Annotated in this window: 23 protein-coding genes; 1 reads left to right on the top strand and 22 read right to left on the bottom strand. The window is 39.8% G+C overall.

The genetic code is table 11. The features are described 5' to 3' along the window. Nucleotides 1-46: 46 nt before the first annotated feature. From AC1DSK_RS15470 to metG, 13 genes are all read right to left on the bottom strand, one after another. On the bottom strand, nucleotides 47-1006 hold the full coding sequence (locus AC1DSK_RS15470; protein WP_016429955.1) for a ribose-phosphate diphosphokinase: 960 nt from the start codon (nucleotides 1004-1006) through the stop codon (nucleotides 47-49). A 24-nt stretch (nucleotides 1007-1030) separates the two neighbouring features. After that, a complete protein-coding gene (glmU, locus tag AC1DSK_RS15465; RefSeq protein WP_477548484.1) occupies nucleotides 1031-2392 on the bottom strand; it encodes a bifunctional UDP-N-acetylglucosamine diphosphorylase/glucosamine-1-phosphate N-acetyltransferase GlmU in 1362 nt (453 codons plus the stop codon). A 584-nt stretch (nucleotides 2393-2976) separates the two neighbouring features. Next, complete coding sequence (spoVG, locus tag AC1DSK_RS15460) at nucleotides 2977-3267, bottom strand: septation regulator SpoVG (protein ID WP_016429957.1); 291 nt, start codon at nucleotides 3265-3267, stop codon at nucleotides 2977-2979. Nucleotides 3268-3420: 153 nt separating this feature from the next. Next, nucleotides 3421-3795 carry a RidA family protein gene (locus AC1DSK_RS15455; protein WP_016429958.1) on the bottom strand — a complete coding sequence of 125 codons (375 nt, stop codon included), beginning with the start codon at nucleotides 3793-3795 and terminating at the stop codon, nucleotides 3421-3423. Then, nucleotides 3795-4625, bottom strand: coding sequence for a pur operon repressor (purR, locus tag AC1DSK_RS15450; protein WP_016429959.1), 831 nt, complete (start codon nucleotides 4623-4625; stop codon nucleotides 3795-3797). Before purR ends, AC1DSK_RS15455 begins: the two co-directional genes overlap by 1 nt. Nucleotides 4626-4681: 56 nt before the next feature. Continuing rightward, nucleotides 4682-5548, bottom strand: coding sequence for a 4-(cytidine 5'-diphospho)-2-C-methyl-D-erythritol kinase (gene ispE / locus AC1DSK_RS15445; protein WP_477548483.1), 867 nt, complete (start codon nucleotides 5546-5548; stop codon nucleotides 4682-4684). A gap of 158 nt (nucleotides 5549-5706) precedes the next feature. Beyond that, nucleotides 5707-5895, bottom strand: coding sequence for a small, acid-soluble spore protein, alpha/beta type (locus AC1DSK_RS15440; protein WP_016429961.1), 189 nt, complete (start codon nucleotides 5893-5895; stop codon nucleotides 5707-5709). Between the two features lie 114 nt (nucleotides 5896-6009). Then, nucleotides 6010-6273: a biofilm formation stimulator Veg gene (veg, locus tag AC1DSK_RS15435; protein ID WP_016429962.1), complete on the bottom strand. Its 264-nt coding sequence runs from the start codon at nucleotides 6271-6273 to the stop codon at nucleotides 6010-6012. Nucleotides 6274-6420: 147 nt separating this feature from the next. Next, nucleotides 6421-7314, bottom strand: a complete 894-nt coding sequence (gene rsmA / locus AC1DSK_RS15430) for a 16S rRNA (adenine(1518)-N(6)/adenine(1519)-N(6))-dimethyltransferase RsmA (RefSeq protein ID WP_477548482.1) — start codon at nucleotides 7312-7314, stop codon at nucleotides 6421-6423. Next, nucleotides 7307-7873: a ribonuclease M5 gene (gene rnmV / locus AC1DSK_RS15425; RefSeq protein WP_477548481.1), complete on the bottom strand. Its 567-nt coding sequence runs from the start codon at nucleotides 7871-7873 to the stop codon at nucleotides 7307-7309. Before rnmV ends, rsmA begins: the two co-directional genes overlap by 8 nt. A gap of 180 nt (nucleotides 7874-8053) precedes the next feature. Beyond that, the gene (locus AC1DSK_RS15420; RefSeq protein WP_477548480.1) at nucleotides 8054-9262 is read right to left on the bottom strand and encodes a ubiquitin-like domain-containing protein; all 1209 of its coding nucleotides are present in this window, start codon (nucleotides 9260-9262) and stop codon (nucleotides 8054-8056) included. A gap of 129 nt (nucleotides 9263-9391) precedes the next feature. Continuing rightward, a complete protein-coding gene (locus AC1DSK_RS15415) occupies nucleotides 9392-10162 on the bottom strand; it encodes a TatD family hydrolase (RefSeq protein WP_477532333.1) in 771 nt (256 codons plus the stop codon). 259 nt (nucleotides 10163-10421) lie between these two features. Next, nucleotides 10422-12380 (bottom strand): methionine--tRNA ligase, encoded by a 1959-nt coding sequence (metG, locus tag AC1DSK_RS15410; RefSeq protein WP_477548479.1) that lies wholly within the window; start codon nucleotides 12378-12380, stop codon nucleotides 10422-10424. A 341-nt stretch (nucleotides 12381-12721) separates the two neighbouring features. On the opposite strand from metG, the gene AC1DSK_RS15405 reads away from it, so the two are divergent. Next, nucleotides 12722-13000 (top strand): AbrB/MazE/SpoVT family DNA-binding domain-containing protein, encoded by a 279-nt coding sequence (locus AC1DSK_RS15405; RefSeq protein WP_016429968.1) that lies wholly within the window; start codon nucleotides 12722-12724, stop codon nucleotides 12998-13000. 39 nt (nucleotides 13001-13039) lie between these two features. On the opposite strand, the gene rsmI is transcribed toward AC1DSK_RS15405, so the two are convergent. The 9 genes from rsmI to AC1DSK_RS15360 all read right to left on the bottom strand — a co-directional run bounded on the left by rsmI (nucleotide 13040) and on the right by AC1DSK_RS15360 (nucleotide 19758). Next, nucleotides 13040-13921, bottom strand: a complete 882-nt coding sequence (rsmI, locus tag AC1DSK_RS15400) for a 16S rRNA (cytidine(1402)-2'-O)-methyltransferase (protein WP_477548478.1) — start codon at nucleotides 13919-13921, stop codon at nucleotides 13040-13042. Further along, nucleotides 13921-14193, bottom strand: a complete 273-nt coding sequence (locus AC1DSK_RS15395; RefSeq protein WP_477548477.1) for a GIY-YIG nuclease family protein — start codon at nucleotides 14191-14193, stop codon at nucleotides 13921-13923. The genes rsmI and AC1DSK_RS15395 overlap by 1 nt, the downstream gene beginning before the upstream one ends. Next, nucleotides 14180-14926 (bottom strand): tRNA1(Val) (adenine(37)-N6)-methyltransferase, encoded by a 747-nt coding sequence (locus AC1DSK_RS15390; protein WP_477548476.1) that lies wholly within the window; start codon nucleotides 14924-14926, stop codon nucleotides 14180-14182. Before AC1DSK_RS15390 ends, AC1DSK_RS15395 begins: the two co-directional genes overlap by 14 nt. A gap of 63 nt (nucleotides 14927-14989) precedes the next feature. Then, entirely contained in the window at nucleotides 14990-15355 is a 366-nt protein-coding gene (gene yabA / locus AC1DSK_RS15385) for a DNA replication initiation control protein YabA (protein WP_016429972.1), read from the bottom strand. Between the two features lie 25 nt (nucleotides 15356-15380). Continuing rightward, nucleotides 15381-16196, bottom strand: coding sequence for a PSP1 domain-containing protein (locus AC1DSK_RS15380; RefSeq protein ID WP_016429973.1), 816 nt, complete (start codon nucleotides 16194-16196; stop codon nucleotides 15381-15383). Beyond that, the gene (holB, locus tag AC1DSK_RS15375; protein ID WP_016429974.1) at nucleotides 16189-17193 is read right to left on the bottom strand and encodes a DNA polymerase III subunit delta'; all 1005 of its coding nucleotides are present in this window, start codon (nucleotides 17191-17193) and stop codon (nucleotides 16189-16191) included. The genes AC1DSK_RS15380 and holB overlap by 8 nt, the downstream gene beginning before the upstream one ends. 111 nt (nucleotides 17194-17304) lie before the next feature. Beyond that, nucleotides 17305-17634 carry a cyclic-di-AMP receptor gene (locus AC1DSK_RS15370; protein ID WP_016429975.1) on the bottom strand — a complete coding sequence of 110 codons (330 nt, stop codon included), beginning with the start codon at nucleotides 17632-17634 and terminating at the stop codon, nucleotides 17305-17307. 55 nt (nucleotides 17635-17689) lie between these two features. Further along, nucleotides 17690-18334 (bottom strand): dTMP kinase, encoded by a 645-nt coding sequence (gene tmk, locus AC1DSK_RS15365; RefSeq protein WP_477548475.1) that lies wholly within the window; start codon nucleotides 18332-18334, stop codon nucleotides 17690-17692. Next, nucleotides 18331-19758, bottom strand: coding sequence for an aminotransferase class I/II-fold pyridoxal phosphate-dependent enzyme (locus AC1DSK_RS15360; protein ID WP_477548474.1), 1428 nt, complete (start codon nucleotides 19756-19758; stop codon nucleotides 18331-18333). Before AC1DSK_RS15360 ends, tmk begins: the two co-directional genes overlap by 4 nt. Between the last annotated feature and the right edge of the window lie 1166 nt (nucleotides 19759-20924).

Below are 20924 nucleotides of genomic sequence, written 5' to 3'. Positions count from 1 at the left end.
TGGTATTATGTTTACCCAACTTACAGAAAATGAAACATTCGACGCATCAATCGAATAAAGTGCTGACAGATTTCTCTTCAAACACACGAACAATTGCTTCAGCTAAAAGATGGGCAACTGACAATTGAATGATTTTTGGAGAATTCTTTTCTTCAGGTAATTCGATTGAGTTCGTGATGACTAACTCTTTAATTACTGAGTTATCGATACGTTCGATTGCTGGACCTGATAATACAGGATGTGTACAGCATGCATATACTTCTTTCGCGCCACTTTCTACTAATGCATTCGCAGCGATTGTAATTGTACCCGCTGTATCAATGATATCGTCGATTAGGATGGCTATTTTGCCTTCCACATTACCAACAATGTTCATTACTTCTGCAACATTAGGACGCGGGCGACGTTTGTCGATGATGGCAATTGGTGCTTTCAATCTATCTGCCATTTTGCGTGCACGTGTAACTCCACCGTGATCAGGAGAAACAATCACGATTTCAGATGGGTCAATGTTTTTCTCTAAGAAGTAGTCAGACAAAATAGGTACCGCGATTAAATGATCGATTAAAATATCGAAGAAACCTTGGATTTGAGGTGCATGCAAATCTAACACGATAGCACGAGTTGCACCAGCAGTTTCAAGAAGGTTTGCCACTAATTTAGCCGTGATTGGTTCACGAGCACGTGCTTTACGGTCTTGGCGGGCATAACCATAGTAAGGAAGAACAACGTTAACTGTGCGTGCTGAAGCACGTTTCACAGCATCTACCATAATTAAAAGCTCCATTAAGTTTTCATTTACAGGAGAAGAAGTTGACTGAATGATGAAGACGTCACAGCCACGAATACTTTCTTCAATGTTTATTTGAACTTCACCATCACTAAAACGGTTTACGGAAATTTTCCCTAGAGATACCCCAACTTCATCCGCCAATTCTTTCGCAAGTGAATGGTTTGAGTTTAATGAAAAGATTTTTAATTTAGTATCTGCATAATGGTAAGCCATGATGTTCCTCCTATTATTTTAAGTTTAGTTTTTTTTGACATATCCTTCTTTGTTTTCTTGACGGACTCGACCAATTGCCAAAGCTTGCGCCGGCACATTTTTCGTAATGGTCGATCCAGCTGCTACATAAGCGCCTTGACCAATGCTGACAGGAGCAATCAAATTCGAATTACAACCTACGAATGAATCATTATCAATTGTTGTAACAAATTTATTCTTACCATCATAGTTCACTGTAATCGTACCACAGCCAATATTTACTCGTTCACCAACCTCAGCATCACCAATATAACTTAGGTGTGATACTTTCGATTGGTTACCTAATTTCGTTTTCTTAATTTCAACAAAGTTGCCGATTTTTGCAGCATTGCCAATTTCTGAATCTGGGCGAATATGTGCAAACGGACCAACAGCCGTATCTTCCCCAATAACACTTTGAGTGACAACGGACGAATGGACAGTTGTACGATGACCGATTTTGCTGTTTGTGATATGACTATTCGGACCAATCAGGCAATCTTCCCCTATTTCACTGACTCCTTCAATTATGACACCAGGTTGCAACACTGTATCTGAACCGATTACCGCATCCGCGCTGATGAATGTATTTGTTGGATTAATAATAGTTACACCGTTGCGCATATGTTTCTCAACGATCCGCTCGCGCATCAATGTTTCAGCTTGCGATAGTGCCACACGATCATTTACGCCTAGAGTCTCTTCAAAATCATCTGTCGCATAAGCAGAAATGATAGAGCCCTGGTTTTTCAATATTTCAATAACATCCGGTAAATAATATTCACCTTGAGAATTATCATTTTTCACAAGTTTTAACGCTGCGAATAAGGATTCATTGTCAAAGCAGTATGTGCCAGAGTTAATTTCTTTCACTTTTTGTTCTTCAGGCGAAGCATCTTTTTGTTCCACGATGCGTTCAACATGTCCTTCTGCATTACGAATAATGCGGCCATAGCCTGTAGGATTTTCAGGAATCCCAGTAAGAATCGTTGCTTTCGCAGCCGTTTCGTGATGGTGTGCTAGAAGCGCTTTCATCGTTTCTGGGCGAATCAGCGGAGTATCACCACAAATGACAAGAGTTGTCCCAGATAGATTTCCTAATACCTCACTTGCCTGCAATACTGCATGGGCCGTACCGAGTTGTTGTTCTTGAAGTGCGTACTCACTACGGCTTCCCAGTTGATCCTGTACTTTTTCAGCACCGTGGCCAACGATTGTCACAATTCGTTCGGCTCCAATACCTTGAATGTGATCGACCACATGTTCAACCATCGGTTTGCCACAGACAGGATGTAGTACTTTATATAATTTGGACTTCATACGTGTACCTTGACCAGCAGCTAATACCACTGCATATGTTTGTGCCATCTAGTGAGTCCTCCAATAGGTTCAATTTACTCTTTTGACTATAGCCGAAATAGACCCGTAATTCAAGGAAATCCCGCTTGACAAATTGATGACAAAACCATTATTATTAACCTTTTTTATTTAAAAAATCTAAGAGACACTCTTGATTTTGTACTAAAGCTTGGAGATGAGCACAAAATCTCTCCCTAACCTGACTCCGGCCAAGGCACAGACCTTCTCTAATTTTGGGTTTTTTGTCCATTTACTATGTGCAGGCTGGCTTTTAAAACTAGACATTAAAAGGGACTTCTCACCCTAAGGTGGAAGTCCTTTTCTTGTTATTTCTCTTCTCTTTCACATTTTGCATGACGAACATAGAGAATTTAGTACATGATAGGAATAATATTTTAACGTTAATATGATAGAGGAAGTTTAGTCTCCTATTACCTTGATGGCCAATCCATTTGAAATCAAAATACTAGATGACGTCGTCAGAGCAATGGCATGGACGTCGAAAACGCCGTCATCTAAAGAGAGAGTGATTAATGTTAATACAAAAAAAAGAAACCTATCATACGACATGACAAGTCTCTTAATCTAATCTATTAAGCTCCTGCTTCTTCATAGGGAATCATGTCTTCTTCGCTAGACTCCTCGTAAGCGTTCAATACAGCTTCTTGAATTTTTGTACGTGTCCCAGAATTAATCGGGTGTGCAATATCTCGAAATTCTCCATCTGGTGTCCGTTTACTTGGCATGGCCACAAATAGCCCTGTATTACCGTCAATGACACGAATATCATGAACGACAAACTCGCTGTCTAGTGTGATGGAAGCAATGGCACGCATGCGGCCATCGGTTTGTACTCGACGTAATCTTACATCAGTTACTTCCATTGTCTCACCACCTTTCTTCTTAGATGCCTTACAGTCTCTGACAACTATATTCTACATTTATCATATTTTCCCTTCTTTTTTAATTGAATTTTTAAAATATTTAAGAGGGCAATAAAAGAACCATAGAAAATATCTCTATGGCTCGAAAATATCTTATGAAATTAACGCGATAACTTCTATTTCCACTTGTGCATCTTTCGGCAAACGTGCCACTTCAACAGTGGAACGTGCAGGTTTATGTTCACCAAAATGCTGACCATATATTTCGTTGAATACAACAAAGTCATTCATATTCTTAATGAAGACAGTTGTCTTCACCACTTGTTGTAAAGATGATCCCGCTTCTTCAAGTACAGCTTTTAAATTTGCGAAAACTTGGTGAGTTTGTTCTGTAATTGACCCTTCCACCATATTCCCTTCAGCTGTCAACGGAATTTGCCCCGAACTATAAAACATGCCGTTTACAATCATTCCTTGAACGTATGGTCCTATTGCTGCTGGTGCTTTAGTTGTCGATACTGCTTTCATTATTCATTTCCACCTTTCGAAAAATAATTACCTTCTGTTAAAGCAATCGTACGATCTTTTTCATTTACTTCATGCAGTTTTACAAGTGATAAATAATTTTCAATTAACTGTTCGTCAGCGTGCTCCGCTTCAACTAATACGGCAACACCTGCTAATTGGCAATTGAATTCTTCAAGCAAGTTTTTCATGCCATTCATTGTACCGCCGACTTTCATGAAGTCGTCCGTAATAAGAACACGTTGTCCACTCTTCATACTGCGTTTGGACAACACCATCGTCTGGATACGACGTGAAGATCCAGAAACATAGTTAATGCTGACAGTAGAACCCTCCGTAACTTTGCTATCTCGACGTACGACCACAACAGGTACATTTAAGTGACGAGCAATAGCATGAGCAATCGGAATCCCTTTTGTCGCCACGGTCATAATGACATCGATTGGTTGTTTGGCAAACGCTGAAGCAAATACTTTTCCTACACGATTCATCAGTTCAGGATTTCCAAGTAAATCCGTCATAAATAAATACCCACCAGGTAACAAACGGTCTGAGTGACCAAGCTCTTCCATAAAGTCTTTAATGACTTCACGAACCGCCTCATCACGCATACTTGGAATATACTTAACCCCGCCAGCGGCCCCTGGGACTGTCATTAACAAGCCGATGCCTTTTTCTTCGAACGTTTCTTTCACAATTGTCAAATCTTCACTTATTGAAGATTTAGCAGATTGGTACATATCCGCAAACAATGTTAATGGAATTAACTGTTGGGGATGGTCTAACAAATAATGAGTCATATCAACGAGCCGCTCACTGCGTTTCCACTTCATTGGTCACACTCCTAAACACGAATGATTTATACGTAAGTTTAAACAAATATACGGTTTTAGGCAAGTGCATCTCGCTCTCCTAACAATCTGACTGCATACACTTCGTCACAAAAGCCTCTTAAACCATTATAGATTCTATTCACTCTGGACTCGTGTTGAACTACGCCAAATACTGTTGGACCACTACCACTCATTAATACCGCATCTGCTCCAAATTTCATCATGTGTTCTTTGATCATGGAGACCTCGGGATGCATTTTTAACGTAACTGATTCCAATGCATTTCCCATAGTATTACACATTAATACATAATCTTTCTCACGAATTGCACGAATCATTTCTTTTGTATTGGGATGGACCACTTCATTAACTTTCAGACTTCCGTAGACATCTGCCGTCGATACACCTATCGAAGGTTTAGCTAATATAATCCAGCAGTTTGGCGGGGCAGGTAATTCTTGAATCTGCTCCCCTCTACCAGTGGCCAATGCCGTTCCTCCATAAACACAGAACGAAACATCTGAACCAATTTTAGCCCCGTGTTCGGCTAATTGATCAGCAGTCAACTTCAAATCCCATAATTCATTCAATCCCTTTAAAGTAGCGGCCGCATCACTGCTTCCTCCTGCCAGACCAGCAGCAACAGGTATTTTTTTCTCTAAAGTAATCGATACGCCTTCTTGTATCTTATATGTATCTTTTAATAACTTAGCTGCTTGATAGGCTAAGTTTCTGTGATCATCCGGCACATATCGGTCAGCTGAAATTATACAAATCTGCCCATCAGTTCTCGGTTCTAATCCAATACGATCTGCCAAATCAACCGTTGTCATAATCATTTCTACTTCATGATAGCCATCCGGACGTTTTTGTAGGACATCCAGGGTTAAATTAATTTTTGCAGGAGCTTTCACATAAAGCATGGCTATGCCTCCTTCATCTGTTCATTGCTGTTCCCTATTTTACCACAGCTAGTGATTTAGGAAAGGAGGCCTCGAAAAGATATCAGCTTGACTTTTTATCCGTAAAAAAGGCGGATTTCTCCGCCTTTGTCAGTCCCATTAGAAATTATCATTGCGACTTACTTCTTGTAGCGATTTTGCCCGTTCATTAATCCGGTCTGTGCCATTTCAACAGCTCGCTTTACCATATTACCGGCATTCCGAGAAGTTATGCCTCCCCAACCGTCACGCTCAACGACATTGTAAAATCCAAGTTCTTTCGCAATTTCCTCTTTTAGACGATCTGACATTACACGATTACGTGGCATGTTTTTCCTCCTCTTGAGGACTGACAAATGTAGTATGCACTGAAAACAAAAAAACACTCATGGAATATAACCCAAGAGTGTTTTGATAAAAGATAAGTACATAAGTGCGAAAGATTATTTGACGACTACAAGTTCTTGCATTCCGTCAACAATTGTAATTTCTACTGCTTCAGTTAAAATATCTGTGTAGCTGTAAGACACACGCTCGAAAGCGTTCTCGTCCTGATCAAGATCCACTACGAACACTGCATGATACGTTTCACGTAAAACGCCTGCTCGTTCAATCGTTTTCTTGCGACCACCGTTTGCTTTTAATTGCAAACGTTTACCTAAATGACAATCTAAAGACTTCTTAATATCAGCTAAAGTTTTTGGCATTTCGCTTACACCTCACTTAGTAACAAGCATACCATATCAAAAAATATTTGTCAACCAAATTTATTATTTTAACAATGAACAAAAGCACTTGTCAATAAGTTTCGTATAATCCAGCTGTATTTTTTTAAAATAAGTGTGCTGAGTTTGTTATAAAGTCAGTGTTTCCTTGAAATCTGGAAGCAATAAATCTGCCAATTTCCCGAACTCTTGAATGGTTAATGTTTCCCCACGTCGGGTTGGATCTATGCTCGCACCTTCGAGTGCAGCTAAAATCAAATCTTTCTTTTCTTTCCCATGTGGAAGTTGTGACTGCAAATTGTTTAAAATGGTTTTTCTGCGTTGGGCAAAAGAAGAACGCGAAACCGTGAATAAGAAATCTTCATCCTGAACATGTACCGGAGCCGTCTCGTGTCTAGTTAATTTAATGACAGCTGAATCGACATTAGGTTGTGGGATAAATACTGTTTTCGGAACAGTCATGGCAATTTCAGCCTTCATATAATACTGAATGGCAATCGACAATGATCCATATGCTTTCGTGCTCGGAGAAGCTGTGATGCGATCCGCCACTTCTTTTTGCATCATGACAACCATTCCGCGAATCGGCAGTTTTTCCATTAATAATTTTATCAAGATAGGTGTTGTTACATAATAAGGTAAGTTTGCTACGACCATAACATCCTTGTATCCTGCCAGTTTTTCCTGCATCACTTCTGCCACGTTGGCTTTTAAAATATCCGAATGGACGATTTCTACGTTATCGTACGGAGAAAGCGTATCTTCCAACACCGGTAATAGTCGTTGATCGATTTCAAAAGCAACCACTTGTCCCGCATTACGCGCTAAATGCTCTGTCAAAGCACCTATTCCAGGACCGATTTCAATAGCAGCAGAATCTTTTGTCAGCTTTGCATGACTGACAATATTATGAAGCACGTTCGGATCGATTAAAAAATTTTGACCTAAACTCTTTTTAAAGGAAAATCCATATTTTTTTAATATTTCTTGTGTACGTTTTGGGGTTGCAATATCTTTACTCATGTATGCCCTCCTGATCCAATTGTGCTAAAGCTTTTTTTAACTGCTCGCTTTCAATTTGGAACATTGATAATCTTTTTTGTAGTTGTTTTCCATTCGTATAACCAATCTGCAAAAGTTCGCCAAGCCTATCGCGACGCGCTTTAGCACTAGGATGCCCAATTAATCGCGCTTCCATCAATTGATGAAGTGGAATTTCTTTTATTTCGTTCAACGTATTTCTAGGTGTATATACATTTAATAGAGCTTGACGTATATCTTCGTCCGCTGCATGCTCTATGCCAAGACCTTTGCCATTTTTTGCAATGGTTTTCTCTTTCGGTAAAAACGCATGCTTTACACCCTGTACCTGTTCTTCAATAATGGCACGAATACGTCTACCAGGGTAGTCAGGATCTGTAAAAACAATGACTCCTCTTTTATTTTGCGCATGCTGAATACGCTGAATGGTTTCTGGTGAAATGGCAGATCCGTTCGTTTCGATGGTATCCGCTCGCACAGCACGCTTAATAGCGGTTGTATCATCTTTTCCTTCCACCACTATTACTTCTTCAATAAACACGATTCACTGCCTCATTTCCAACTGCTTCTTTGCCTATTTTACTTGCGCACGCATTCAATGTACATAGAAAAGCGTAGCAGGCCACGATAGTCCGACACTAACGACAAGAGGCAAATTTCATTCTGTCTTCTCTAAACGAGAAAAAGCTTTCCCAAAATACATGGGAAAGCTGGATTTAAATTAGTCCAATACTTTAATCCGAACCTGTTTTCGCCCAAATCCAAATGCCTGATCTGTTGTTGGCATGAACAAGTCAATTTTCATTCCTTTGATCGCTCCACCAGTATCACCAGCCACTGCATAACCATAGCCTTCTACCCAAACCTTGGAACCCAATGGAATAACACTTGGATCTACCGCTATTACTTTTAAGTTAGGGTTTGAACGCAAATCGATACCTGTAGCAGTAATTCCAGAACAGCCATTACAGTAAGCTGTATATGCGGTAGCAGAGACATAAAATTCTTTGCCATTAGGTTCTGATGAACTGGAGGCACCACGTGAAACGCTTGCCGTAACAATCTTCGTTCCAACAGCCACGACTTTCTTGGCTGGATCACTAACTACTTCTTCGCCTTTTAGAATGCGGGCGACCGGTTTCCCGTTTTCAGAAATTATTTCATAAGTTTGTTTAATGGATCCTTTTTTACCTTCTTGTACTACTTTTTCTTTACCTTTTAACAGGTTCTTATCTTTACGTGTTTCCACAGCGAAATTCGTTGCTGCTTCCACTACATCGGTGACTTTTTCTACGCGAACGACTTGTATAACATCGTTTGGAATCACTAGTTCATCCATTCTTTGTTCGACACGATCAAATTCATTCATTTGAATCTCTTGTTGTTTTAAAAAGTCAGCGACCGTAGTCGAAGTGGACCAAACCTTCATTTCATTGACACCATCTACGAGCGTTACTTGGAACGCTTTTTCAATCGCAATGTTTGTATCGGGTCCGACCTTGGCATCAAGCCCAGGTGTTAACTTATCTTGCTCAGAAACTTCAATCTTTGCTTCTGCTAAAACTTCACTAACTTGATTAGCAGCTGTTTGGATGGTTTGTTTTTTCCCATCAACTGTAATCGTAATTTTTTTTGCCTGCTCCCACTTAATAGAAAGTCCTTCTTCTATTTTCGTGTTCAATGAGGGTGACACTAAATCAGCGTCGGAAACTTGTATGTTTTGTTCATTTAATAAGTCTCCAACTGTATCTGCATGGGTGTTAACTTCTTGTTGTTTACCATTAACCGTCAAAGCGACAGTTTGTTTCGTTCCTATGAAAAGAACGGCTGATATGACTGAAACAATTAAGATAACTGCGATTGCTGCTATTCCTATTTGTTTACTCCTCAATGCTTTGGTGAACAGGTTTTTCATGGAATTATTTGACATGAAAAACGCCTCCTTATCACTCGTGTGATTATATAGATTTCAAAAATGCCTGTCAACCATTCTAAATTAGTCAAACTATTCTGGTTGAAACATCCTCCTTTGTCCAAGTATTGGAGACGGTTCCAGTTTTTATACAGGTAGTTTGTAAAATTTTATGGCATTTTCAGTTGTGGCTCTTGCCACTTCATCAATTGAAACATCTTTCAAACGAGCGATTTCTTCTGCTACAAGTGTTACGAGTGCCGGTTCATTGCGTTTTCCTCTATGTGGATGGGGTGCCAAGTAAGGAGCATCCGTTTCAATCATTAAATACTCTAAAGGAATTTCGGCAGCTACTTCTTTCGGCTTCTTCGCATTTTTGAAAGTCACGGGACCCCCAAGGGAAATCATGAAATTTAAATCAATGCAGATTTTAGCGGTTTCAACACTGCCACCATAACAATGCATTACTCCTCCGGTTTTTTCAGCCTGTTCTTCCTGTAAAATTCGGATGACATCTTCCGTAGCATCACGATTGTGGATGACAATCGGCAAATTCACTTTTTGTGCTAAACGAATTTGCTTTCTGAACAACTCTTGTTGCACATCATGCGGAGACTTATCCCAATGGTAATCCAAACCAGTCTCACCAATCGCCACAACTTTTGGATGAGCCGCTAATTCCTCAATCCATTGCAAGTCTTCATCTGTACAATCAATAGCATCTACCGGGTGCCAGCCAACAACTGCATAAATAAAATCATATTGTTCCGCTAGCGAAATCGCTCGCTTAATTGTTTTACGGTCAAAACCAATGACAACCATGTGATTTACCTTTGCTTCTAGTGCCCGTTCAATGACTTGTTGTAAATCTTCATCGTATTGATCTGCATTTAAATGGACGTGTGTGTCTATGTACATGATTAATCGCCTCACTGTTTCTATTTTAGAATTAATAAGTATTTCCTACATCTCTGTCTTGTAACAAATTGACGACAGAACCGTGTGTTCTTCATAACAATCAGGACTAAATAACCTGGAAATGGCAATTACAATTAATTGCATTTTATTTCCAGTGATTCCAACGACCTAAACTTTCCAAAGAATAGCACGTTCCGATTCATAGTAACAAGGAAAAAGCCTGCTCAGCAAATGCTGGACAGGCTATAGGGATCCTCTTTTATTTTACTTTCGCACCATTTTCAAGCTTTTCATCTACGGTTGCCAATGTTAAATAACCGTCTTTTTCTCCAGCAAGAATCATTCCTTGCGATAATTCCCCGCGCAGCTTGACTGGTTTTAAGTTGGCTACAACAATGACTTTCTGCCCGACTAATTCTTCAGGCTTGTAACTTTTGGCAATGCCCGATACAACCTGACGTTGTTCGTATCCCAAATCCACTTGCAGCTTCAATAATTTATCCGCTTTAGGAATTGCTTCACAAGCTGTGACAGTGGCCACTCGTAAATCTACATTCAAAAATTCCTCAATTGTAATTTCTGGCACTTCTGCCGCTTCTTCTTTTACCACTTCAGATTCTTCCGCTTTTACAGGACCACGCATTTGTTCTTGAATATACGTAATTTCTGTTTCCACTTCTAACCTTGGGAAAATCGGTACGCCTTTTTCAATCACTTTTGTGCCAGTTGCAATGCTTGATGGGTTTTCAAGTGAATCCCATGTCAATGCATCTGCAGACAATCCTAGTTGCTCAGCAATTTGTTTTGGCGCATTTGTCATGAAAGGTTGTAAGTAAACGGCTATTTTACGAAGACTTTCTGCCAAATTCCACATAACTGAACCTAGTTTTGGTTTGTCTGATTCTTCTTTAGCCAATACCCATGGTTGTGTTTCATCAATATATTTATTCGTACGAGAAACAAGAGACCATAAATCGCTTAACACGATACTGAACTGCATTTTCTCCATACTTGCTTCATATTTTTCTTTCACTTCTTTTGCATGCTCTTGTAAAGTAGCATCAAATTCTGTTGGTTCATTTCCTTCTGTTGGAATCACACCATCAAAATATTTATTCATCATGGAAACAGTACGATTCAGTAAGTTTCCTAAGTCGTTTGCCAAGTCATAGTTCGTACGTTCCACAAAAGATTCCGGTGAAAAGACACCATCAGCACCGAATGGTAACTCACGTAATAAGAAATAACGAGTAGCATCTAGTCCATAACGGTTCACTAAAAGTTCCGGTGTGACAACATTGCCTTTTGACTTCGACATTTTCCCGTCTTTCATCATGATAAAGCCATGTGCAAATACTTTTTTAGGTAACGGTAAATCCAAAGCCATCAAGAAAATCGGCCAGTAAATTGTATGGAATCTCACAATGTCCTTACCGACCACATGTACATCAGCAGGCCAGAACTTATTAAATAATGATTCATCATCCGACTTATACCCGAGAGCTGTAATGTAGTTTGATAAAGCATCTACCCATACATAAATGACATGTTTTGCATCTCCAGGCACTCGAATTCCCCAATCAAATGAAGTTCGGGACACAGATAAATTTTCTAATCCTGGTTTGATGAAGTTATTGATCATTTCGTTTTTTCTGGACTCAGGTTCAATAAATTCCACATTATTTTCATAATAGTTCAGCAAGCGGTCAGCATATTTTTTCATATTAAAGAAATATGATTCTTCTTTGACTTTTTTCACTGGACGTCCACAATCCGGACAGTTTCCATTTTCCAATTGTGATTCAGTAAAGAAAGATTCACAAGGCGTGCAATACCATCCTTCATATTCACCTTTGTAAATATCGCCGTTATCAAGGAATAACTGGAAAATCTTTTCAACGCCATCTTTATGACGCTGTTCAGTCGTACGAATAAAATCGTCATTGGAAATGTGCATCAAGTCCCAAACCTGTTTGGAAGCTTCCGCAATTTCATCGACATATGATTGTGGATCTTTTCCAGCTTCTTGCGCTTTCTCCTGAATCTTTTGACCATGCTCATCCATGCCTGTTAAAAAATGAACATCAAACCCACGTAAACGCTTGTAGCGAGCCATCGCATCGGAAGCTACCGTTGTATATGCAGTTCCAATGTGGAATTTACCACTTGGGTAGTAAATTGGAGTCGTAATATAAAAAGAATTTTTTTTGCTGTTCACTTAAATTCGCCCTTTCGTGCCCATAAAGTAGTAATACTATTCTATCTGAGTACCTGAATTGTTTCAATGCTGTAAGATTGACGGAAATTGTCGAATAATAATTGCATTCATTATTAATTCAGTTTTTTTCAATTATTGCCATATTCTTGACACTAACAAATAATTCGTGTCAAAAATATTATATTATAACTATATAATATCATATTTTTAACAATTATTACTTTGAAATGGGAGTAATAGTTATTGACGAATTTGGGAGGAGTTGGTATGATAAATAACAGACAAGAAAGAAATGTCGAAATTTGACGAATTACTTTTATAATTCGGGAGGAGTACTTTTCATGAAATCTACAGGCATCGTTCGTAAAGTTGATGAATTAGGACGCGTAGTTATTCCAATAGAGCTTCGCCGTACATTAGGCATTGCTGAAAAAGACGCATTGGAAATTTACGTGGATGACGATAAAATCATCTTGAAAAAATATTTACCAAACATGACATGTGCTGTTACTGGTGAAGTATCAGATGACAACCTACGTTTAGTAGGCGGAAAACTGATCTTGAGCCCAGAAGGCGCAGACTTATTGGTAAAAGAAATTCAATCTAATCTTACTAAATAATTTCAAAATCCGGAGCGACAATACGTCACTCCGGATTTTTTATGCTTCAATATGATACTGCTGATAAACATCCCGCTTTGGTAAATCTCTTTCCTTGGCCACGACTTTAATGGCTTCTTTTGAAGAAAGCATTTGTTTATCCATTACATGGTTAACATGCTCAGTTATGGATAAATTCAACCACCATTTTTCCATTTTTTCAGGATTTTCTTCTTTAGAACCATCGATAACCAATACAAATTCGCCACGCACGTCTTCACTCTCTACCCAAGCCACTGCCTCTTCTAAAGTTCCTCTTACAAACTCTTCGAACTTCTTCGTAACTTCTCGAGCCAAGACCACTTTTCGCGAAGATCCCAGTATTTGTTGAGCATCTCTTAGTGTTTCCTTTAATCGATGTGGAGCTTCATAAAAAAGCATCGTTTCTTTGTGATATTGAAGGTCTTCAAGCGCAGCTTTCCGATCTTTCTTTTGCCTCGGAAGGAAGCCATAAAAAGTAAATGACAAAGTGGAAAGTCCAGATGATATTAACGCACTCAATGCAGCATTCGCACCAGGAATTGGCACCACGGATAAATTCTCCGCTACTGCCTTTGCCACAATATCTGCTCCCGGATCTGAAATGCACGGTAAGCCGGCATCACTGACAAGTGCAATATTCTTTCCTTTTCGCAGAAGCTCTAAAAGCTTGTCCCCACCATATTCCAAGTTATGTTCATGGTAGCTGATAAGCGGTGTATCAATTTCAAAGTAGTTACACAGTTTTTTCGTATTACGTGTATCTTCGGCAGCAATATAATCCGCTTCTTTCATCATTCGAATCGCACGAACGGTCATATCCTCCAAGTTTCCAATAGGTGTCGCCACCAAATATAAAATACCAGTAGAAGATTGTCCTGAAAAACTCTTTTGTGCGTGCATTACCGTTCACCTCTCATTCCATTTGCCATATAATCTATTTTGTCACTTTTCTTTAACTGTTTAAATGCATACTCCGCTTTCATCGCCAGTTGTTTCGTTTCGAATGCTTCCTGATAAATACAAGAGACCGGTCGTCTTGCTCGGGTATACTTGGCGCCTTTTCCGCTATTATGAACATTTACACGTTTTGTTAAATCATTGGTATAGCCGGCATAATAGGAATCGTCAGCACATTCCAATACATAAAAAATATGCTCATTAGTTTTTTCCATAAAGCATCTCACGCACTTCTTCTGTATATTCGCCTTTTTCATCGTACACATATAAAGGGGGAAGAATTTTTAAATCAGGTTTTCCATCTTTGATTCCTTCTATTAACAAGGTATTCGCTTCTTTGCCTTCTTTCGGATAAACAAAGCGAATGCGTTTCGGCTCCAGTCGATTGGCTCTCATCGCCGTCACAATGTCCAACAATCTGCCAGGTCGATGAACAAATGCCGCTTTCCCACCTTGTTTTAACAGCTGACTTGCAGATTGAACCGCTTCGTCTAACGTTAAATAAAGTTCATGACGGGCTATCGCTAAATGCTCTTTCAAGTTTTTATTACTTGCTTCATGGGCAGGAAAATACGGAGGATTGCACGTCACCACATCATACTTTTCAATTCCTAACTCTTTTGGAATCGTTTTTACATCCCCTTCAACAATAGTTATTTGTTCATTCAATTGATTATAACTAACGCTTCTCTTGGCCATATCAGCCAATCGTGCCTGTAATTCTACACCTGTTATCTTGGCTTTCGTTCGTGCACTTAAAAATAAAGGAATGACGCCGTTTCCTGAACACAGATCGACGATAGACCCTTGTTTAATCGGCACATACGTAAATTTTGCAAGCAGGACCGCATCGAGTGAAAATGAAAAAACGGACGGACTCTGAATAATCCGTAGTTCTTCTGCAAGCAAATAGTCTAGTCTTTCATCATCTTGTAAGTCGATTTCCATTGGTTAACCCTCCGACATAACAAAAGACCGACATCCACTTGAATAAGTGGAATCAGTCTTTCATCACCCGTTTTGTTTATTTAAAAAAGAAAGGCAAAACAAACAATCTTCACCTTTACGTGAGCTTCCAAAGTGCACATGACACACATGGAATCCTTCTTGATATAATCGTGCCAAGTTATCGTAACCTTCTCCAATATCAAGCCGGCTTAATTTTTTTGCATTTAGTTCGTTCTGCTTCAGGACTTCTTCTTCCGCTGCATGAATTTCATCCAGTCGCGTTCGAAGAAGGAAGTTTTCTTGCTGCAAAGACTGATGTTCTTCCATCATCAATGCCACGAACTCTTTAAGTGCATGGAACTGCCCTTGCAAAGATTCCAGTTGCTGTTCAAACTCCATGACCGTATCCAAAAAATTACGATCTTTCACGTACATCACCTCGTTGTTCAGTCCATTACACTTGGTTTTCTGCATATTGTTGAATTTCTTCTAATGTATAGTCAAGCACACGTTGTTGCTCAGCTAATTCAACTTGCATCACGCGTTCCAGCAAATTAATTCCGACGACTTTTCCTTTGCCATCAGGTGTGGAAATTCGCGCACCCATATCGGGCATTAACTCTTTTGCTGTTTCATACTCATCATTTTCGTATTTCAAACAGCACATCAATCGACCACATAAACCCGAAATTTTTGATGGGTTTAGAGAAAGGTTTTGATCTTTGGCCATTTTGATTGAAACAGGTTCAAAATCACCTAAAAATGTAGAACAGCACAACATACGACCACATGGTCCGATTCCACCAAGCATTTTTGCTTCGTCTCGAACCCCGATTTGACGTAACTCGATTCGAGTTCTGAAAACAGAAGCTAAATCTTTCACCAAATCACGGAAGTCTACTCGACCTTCAGCCGTGAAATAAAAAATGATTTTATTTCGATCAAATGTATACTCTACATCGACCAGCTTCATATCCAGTGTGTGTTCAACAATCTTCTCTGTTCCAAGCTCAAATGCCTGTTGCGATTCAAGTTGGTTCTCTTCCACTTGATGGCGATCACGCTCATCAGCCGGACGTACAACTTGCTTAAGTGGCAAAACCACATCGTGTTCTTCAACTTGCTTTACAGGAACGACGACCTTCCCGTATTCTACCCCTCTTGCTGTCTCAACTATAACATACTGATCTTTTTCCAAAGGAAAATCAGCTGGATCAAAATAATATATTTTACCCGCTTTCTTAAAGCGGACACCTACCACGTTATACAAACGAAAACCCCTCCTGAAGATTCAGCATTAACTGTTCCATTAACAGCGTCCGATTCATATTGCGATGCAGTTGTTGCTTCGCTTTTAATATAGCCTCTATTTTATTGGACAAGTGCTCATACGTAGTATGAAGGGCACGTCGTTGATAAAAGGGCAAAAAATCCGGATACGCGTAAGCTGAATCACTTTTGGCCTTGACTGATACTAAATCGCGGTATGCGAATAAAAGCAAATCCAATGCCTGTTCTGTTTCTTCTTTTTCTTTTAACAAAGGTAACCAATCTTCATGTACGGTCAACATCGCTTCATGTACATTAGATTCGACTGCCTCTACTAATTTTAACACTGTTTTTCGAACCTGTGCAAACTGCTCATCTTTTGCCAATTGTGAAGATTCTTCCAAATCATTCGTCAACATGGAAACAGTTGCTGCCATAGACGCAGTCAAGCCTTGATCTATCAGTACTTTCACCCGTTCTTCATAAGGAATAGCAGGGAAAGAAATAATTTGACTACGCGATCGAATTGTCGGTAAAATCGCATGTGGTTTTTCCGTTAACAAAATCGCTGTAATCAGACCTTCAGGTTCTTCTAAAAATTTGAGCAATGTATTCGCAGCAGATGCGTTTAAGCGATCTGCCCTGTGGAGCACGTATATTTTACGACCAGCTTCAAGGCCTGTTTTATTCATCTCATATATCAACTGGAGCATTTGATCTTTTTTGATATCTTGTCCATCCGGCTCAATTTGAATAAAGTTAGGATGGTTGCCAGATTCAAATCTTCTGCACCCTCTGCACGTTTCACATGAAACATTTTGTACGGGTTGTTCACATAATAATAATTTCACAAAAGCGCGCATGACCGCTACTTTGCCAGTTCCTTTTGCTCCTTCAAAAAGATACGCATGAGCAACACGATTTTTCTGAAAAACCGTTTGGAGTTGTTTCATTACAACTGGTTGTAACTGTCTGACATCTTTTTGGTTTGCATCCATGAAGTTGCTCACCCTTTCTTTTTGAAAAAACCCGTGCTCCGGACATCCGGAAAACACGGGATTTTTCGTGTATAGCTAAATAAAATTGATTCATAAATGCAGTACTAAAATTTAAAAATGATGGAACTGTTCAATCGGAAGCACAAATACTGTTGCGCCACCCACTTCAACTTCTACAGGATAAGGAATGTATGAGTCAGCATTACCGCCCATTGGCGATACCGGAGCAACCATCTGCTCACGAGAACGACAATTATCACGGATTAAATCAAGTGCTTTCGGAATTAATTCGTCATCGGTACCGATTAAAAATGTTGTATTTCCTGATCGTAAAAAACCACCAGTACTTGCTAATTTGGTTGCACGAAAGTCACCTTTCGTAAGTGCGTTTGATAAACGGTTACTATCTTGATCTTGCACCACAGCCACTATAAGCTTCATCAACTCGACCCCTTTTCCGGAAGTTCTTCCTACTATTATAACATGAAAAGTTTGTTCATTTCATACGTGAAGCAAGAGAATTTTTCAGAACATTCAGTACGTATTCCGTTACTTCTTCCTGTGATTTGGAAGCATCCACCACATGTATTCGTTCTGGATATCGTTTGATGACTTCCTGGTAACCTTCTCTTACTGCTTCATGAAATGCCAAATTTTCAGCGTCTAGTCTATTCTTTTCCCTTTCATCATGCTTTGCAATCCTTTTTAGACCCAATGAAGGCTCCAAATCAAACAATAATGTTAGGTCGGGCATTAACTTGCCAATTGCAAACTCATTGATGGAAAGTACTTCGTCAATTCCCAATCCGCGGGCGTGACCTTGGTAAGCAAGAGACGCATCAATAAATCGATCACATAAAACGATTTTATTTTCATTTAATGCAGGCGTGATTTTTTCCACCAAGTGTTGTCTTCTCGCCGCGGCATACAATAGTGCTTCTGTTCGGCCATCCATCTCCGTGTAATCGTTATTTAATATGACTTCACGTATATGTTCTGATATGCGGATACCACCCGGCTCACGTGTTGATACAATCTCGTAGCCTTCATTCGCTAATTGTGCAACAACATCGCCCATCACAGTTGTTTTCCCTGCACCTTCTGGTCCCTCAATTGTTATAAAAAATCCTTGGTTGTTCATTCTTTTTCCTCCTTCAAGACAAGCAACTGTTTTCGGCTCAAATCATGCTCACCTTGAATCGTTGCACCACTCGCTAAATAATCTGCAAGCATTTTCAATTTATTAGTTGTAATTTTCTCCCCACGAACAAACAAAGGAATACCGGGTGGATACGGAATAACCATTCCCGTACAGATTCGTCCGGTAGTTTTCGTAAATGAAATCCATTCATTTTCTGCCGTCTGTAACTCTTTATATGAAACGGCTAAAGTTGATAGTGCTTCTATATCATGCGAATAATCAATTTCCACTTTATCTCTTTGTTGTTTAGAACATTTTTCAACAGCTGATTTTATCTTCCTTCGTATTTCTGCAAATGGGAAGTGATGTCTAGCTTTTAATAAAGGCAAGATAATTAGAACTTGCTCGGGGTCCGCTAATTCTACATAGATACCCTGGTGCTCCAATTGTTTTTGCAAGCTGAAGCCAGTCAAATGGGATACCCGTAATAGTAACTTCAGTGGATCATCAACTTCAATAACTTCAAGAGAAGGAATCGTCTTTAACCCATCCATGAACTGATTTCGTGACTTGATAAACTGCTGATGATCTTCATGCGCATACGTTCCGATATAATGTCGGGCATCATCCAAGGATGCCAGTAATAGATACGAGGGACTGCTGGATTGAAGCATACGCAAATAGCGATTCACTCTATCATTGGACACTCGATTTGAGTTGATATGAAGAAATGAACCCATGGTCAATGCCGGCAGTGTTTTATGAGCGGACTGTACAACCACATCTGCACCCATTTCAATTGCGGACATGGGAAATTTGCCTTTTCCAATAAAATGCGCCCCATGCGCTTCGTCAACTAAGACGGGAATTCCGTGTTCATGCGCCAACTGAATGGTTTCAATCATTTCAGAATTCGTCACGCCATAATAAGTAGGGTGAGTTAAAATAATTGCTTTTGCATCTGGATAATAGTCGATAGCCGCAGCTACAGTAGATAAGCTGACGTGTGATGGCGTGTAGGTAGCCTCATCCCATTGAGGTGTTAAAAACACCGGTTGTGCACCTACCAACTCAAGTGCATGGAATACCGACTTGTGAGCATTCCTTTGCACTAGTACTCGATCGCCTTCCCCACAAGTTGCATACACCATCGCCAAATTTCCCACGGTCGAACCATTTACCAGAAAATAACTATGTTGCGCTCCGTAGGTTTTTGCCAATAAATCTTGTGCCTCCGCGATGACTTCTTCCGGATGATGATAATCATCAAGTCCACTGAGCTCTGTGTAATCAAACCTCATTACATCTTTAAAAGCACGCGGCAATTCGGACAATGCCCCATGTTTATGTCCAGGCACATGAAACGAGCTATTTTGATTTTCATAAAAACGTTGCATCGCTTCTACTATTGGACGTTCCTTCATATCTAATCCCTCACACTTTTTCATATAGCTTTATTATACAACAAGATGGACAATCACCGACGGCCATTGCACTGTTATCTCATATACCAAGTTAAGTTGACCACTGAAACAAAATATCTCTTTTTATATATGCGATTGATAATTTATCGCTCAGATTGAAGTATTTCTCGTTCAAACTCATCTCACTGGTAAGTTGACTTGTTGAATCAATTCACCCGTTCAATCCTACTTCCCATAATATAAACCCTCCACCAACAGAAAAGATTCATGAAGAGTCAGCGGCATGGATCCTAATTTAAGAATTTGGTTTCCATTTACCCTTAACCCCCTATTAGTTCTATTTTCGCTGCGCTCCTGTTCAAACCATTAAAAAACAACACAAAAAAACCGATACCTCGGAAGGGACCGGTTTCTTATTTGCCTAGCGACGTCCTACTCTCACAGGGGGGCTTCCAACTACCATCGGCGCTATGCTGCGAAAGACGATGAACGGCAGATTTCTTCGTCAACCGTAGGTCTTCGAGTCTCGCCAAGAAGCCCTACTGCGCCCGGCAGAATCGTCACCATTCAGGTGTTTGTGATAGTCGATTGTCTCATAACCCAAGTTAAACAGCCGGATGAAACAAGTTTTTTCGCTTAAAATCAACAGTTGTAAATTTATCAATCAAACTGGAGATTTATCGTGCAGATTGGATACTTTATCGCTCAAACTAGAGATTTATCGTTCAAATCAAAGCATTTATCGCTCAAACTCATCTCACAAGCAAGTAGACTTGCTGAATCAACCGAGCTTCCCATTAAATACCCCATCTCGAGTCTCGCGTATATTATACGTTCCGAGTCTCTTCCCTTTGTTTCCTCGAACTCTTTGTTCCTCCTCTTTCTCGTACACCTTCGTACTAAGCTTAAAATACAACACAAAAAAACCGATACCTCGAAAGGTATCGGTTTTTTATTTGCCTAGCGACGTCCTACTCTCACAGGGGGCGCCCCCAACTACCATCGGCGCTAGGCTGCGAAAAGAGATGCACTGCGCATTTCTTCGTCATCTGCGGGCTTCTCGTTTCTCACGTATGTTATACGTTCCGAGACTCGCCCCCTTGTTTCCTCGAACTACTTGCACCTCTCTTTTCTCGCACACCTTCGATTCCTGTTTAAAAAAAAAC

It is taken from the genome of Paenisporosarcina sp. P4_B8, assembly GCF_056402175.1.
This window is presented reverse-complemented; position numbering and strand designations above follow the sequence as displayed.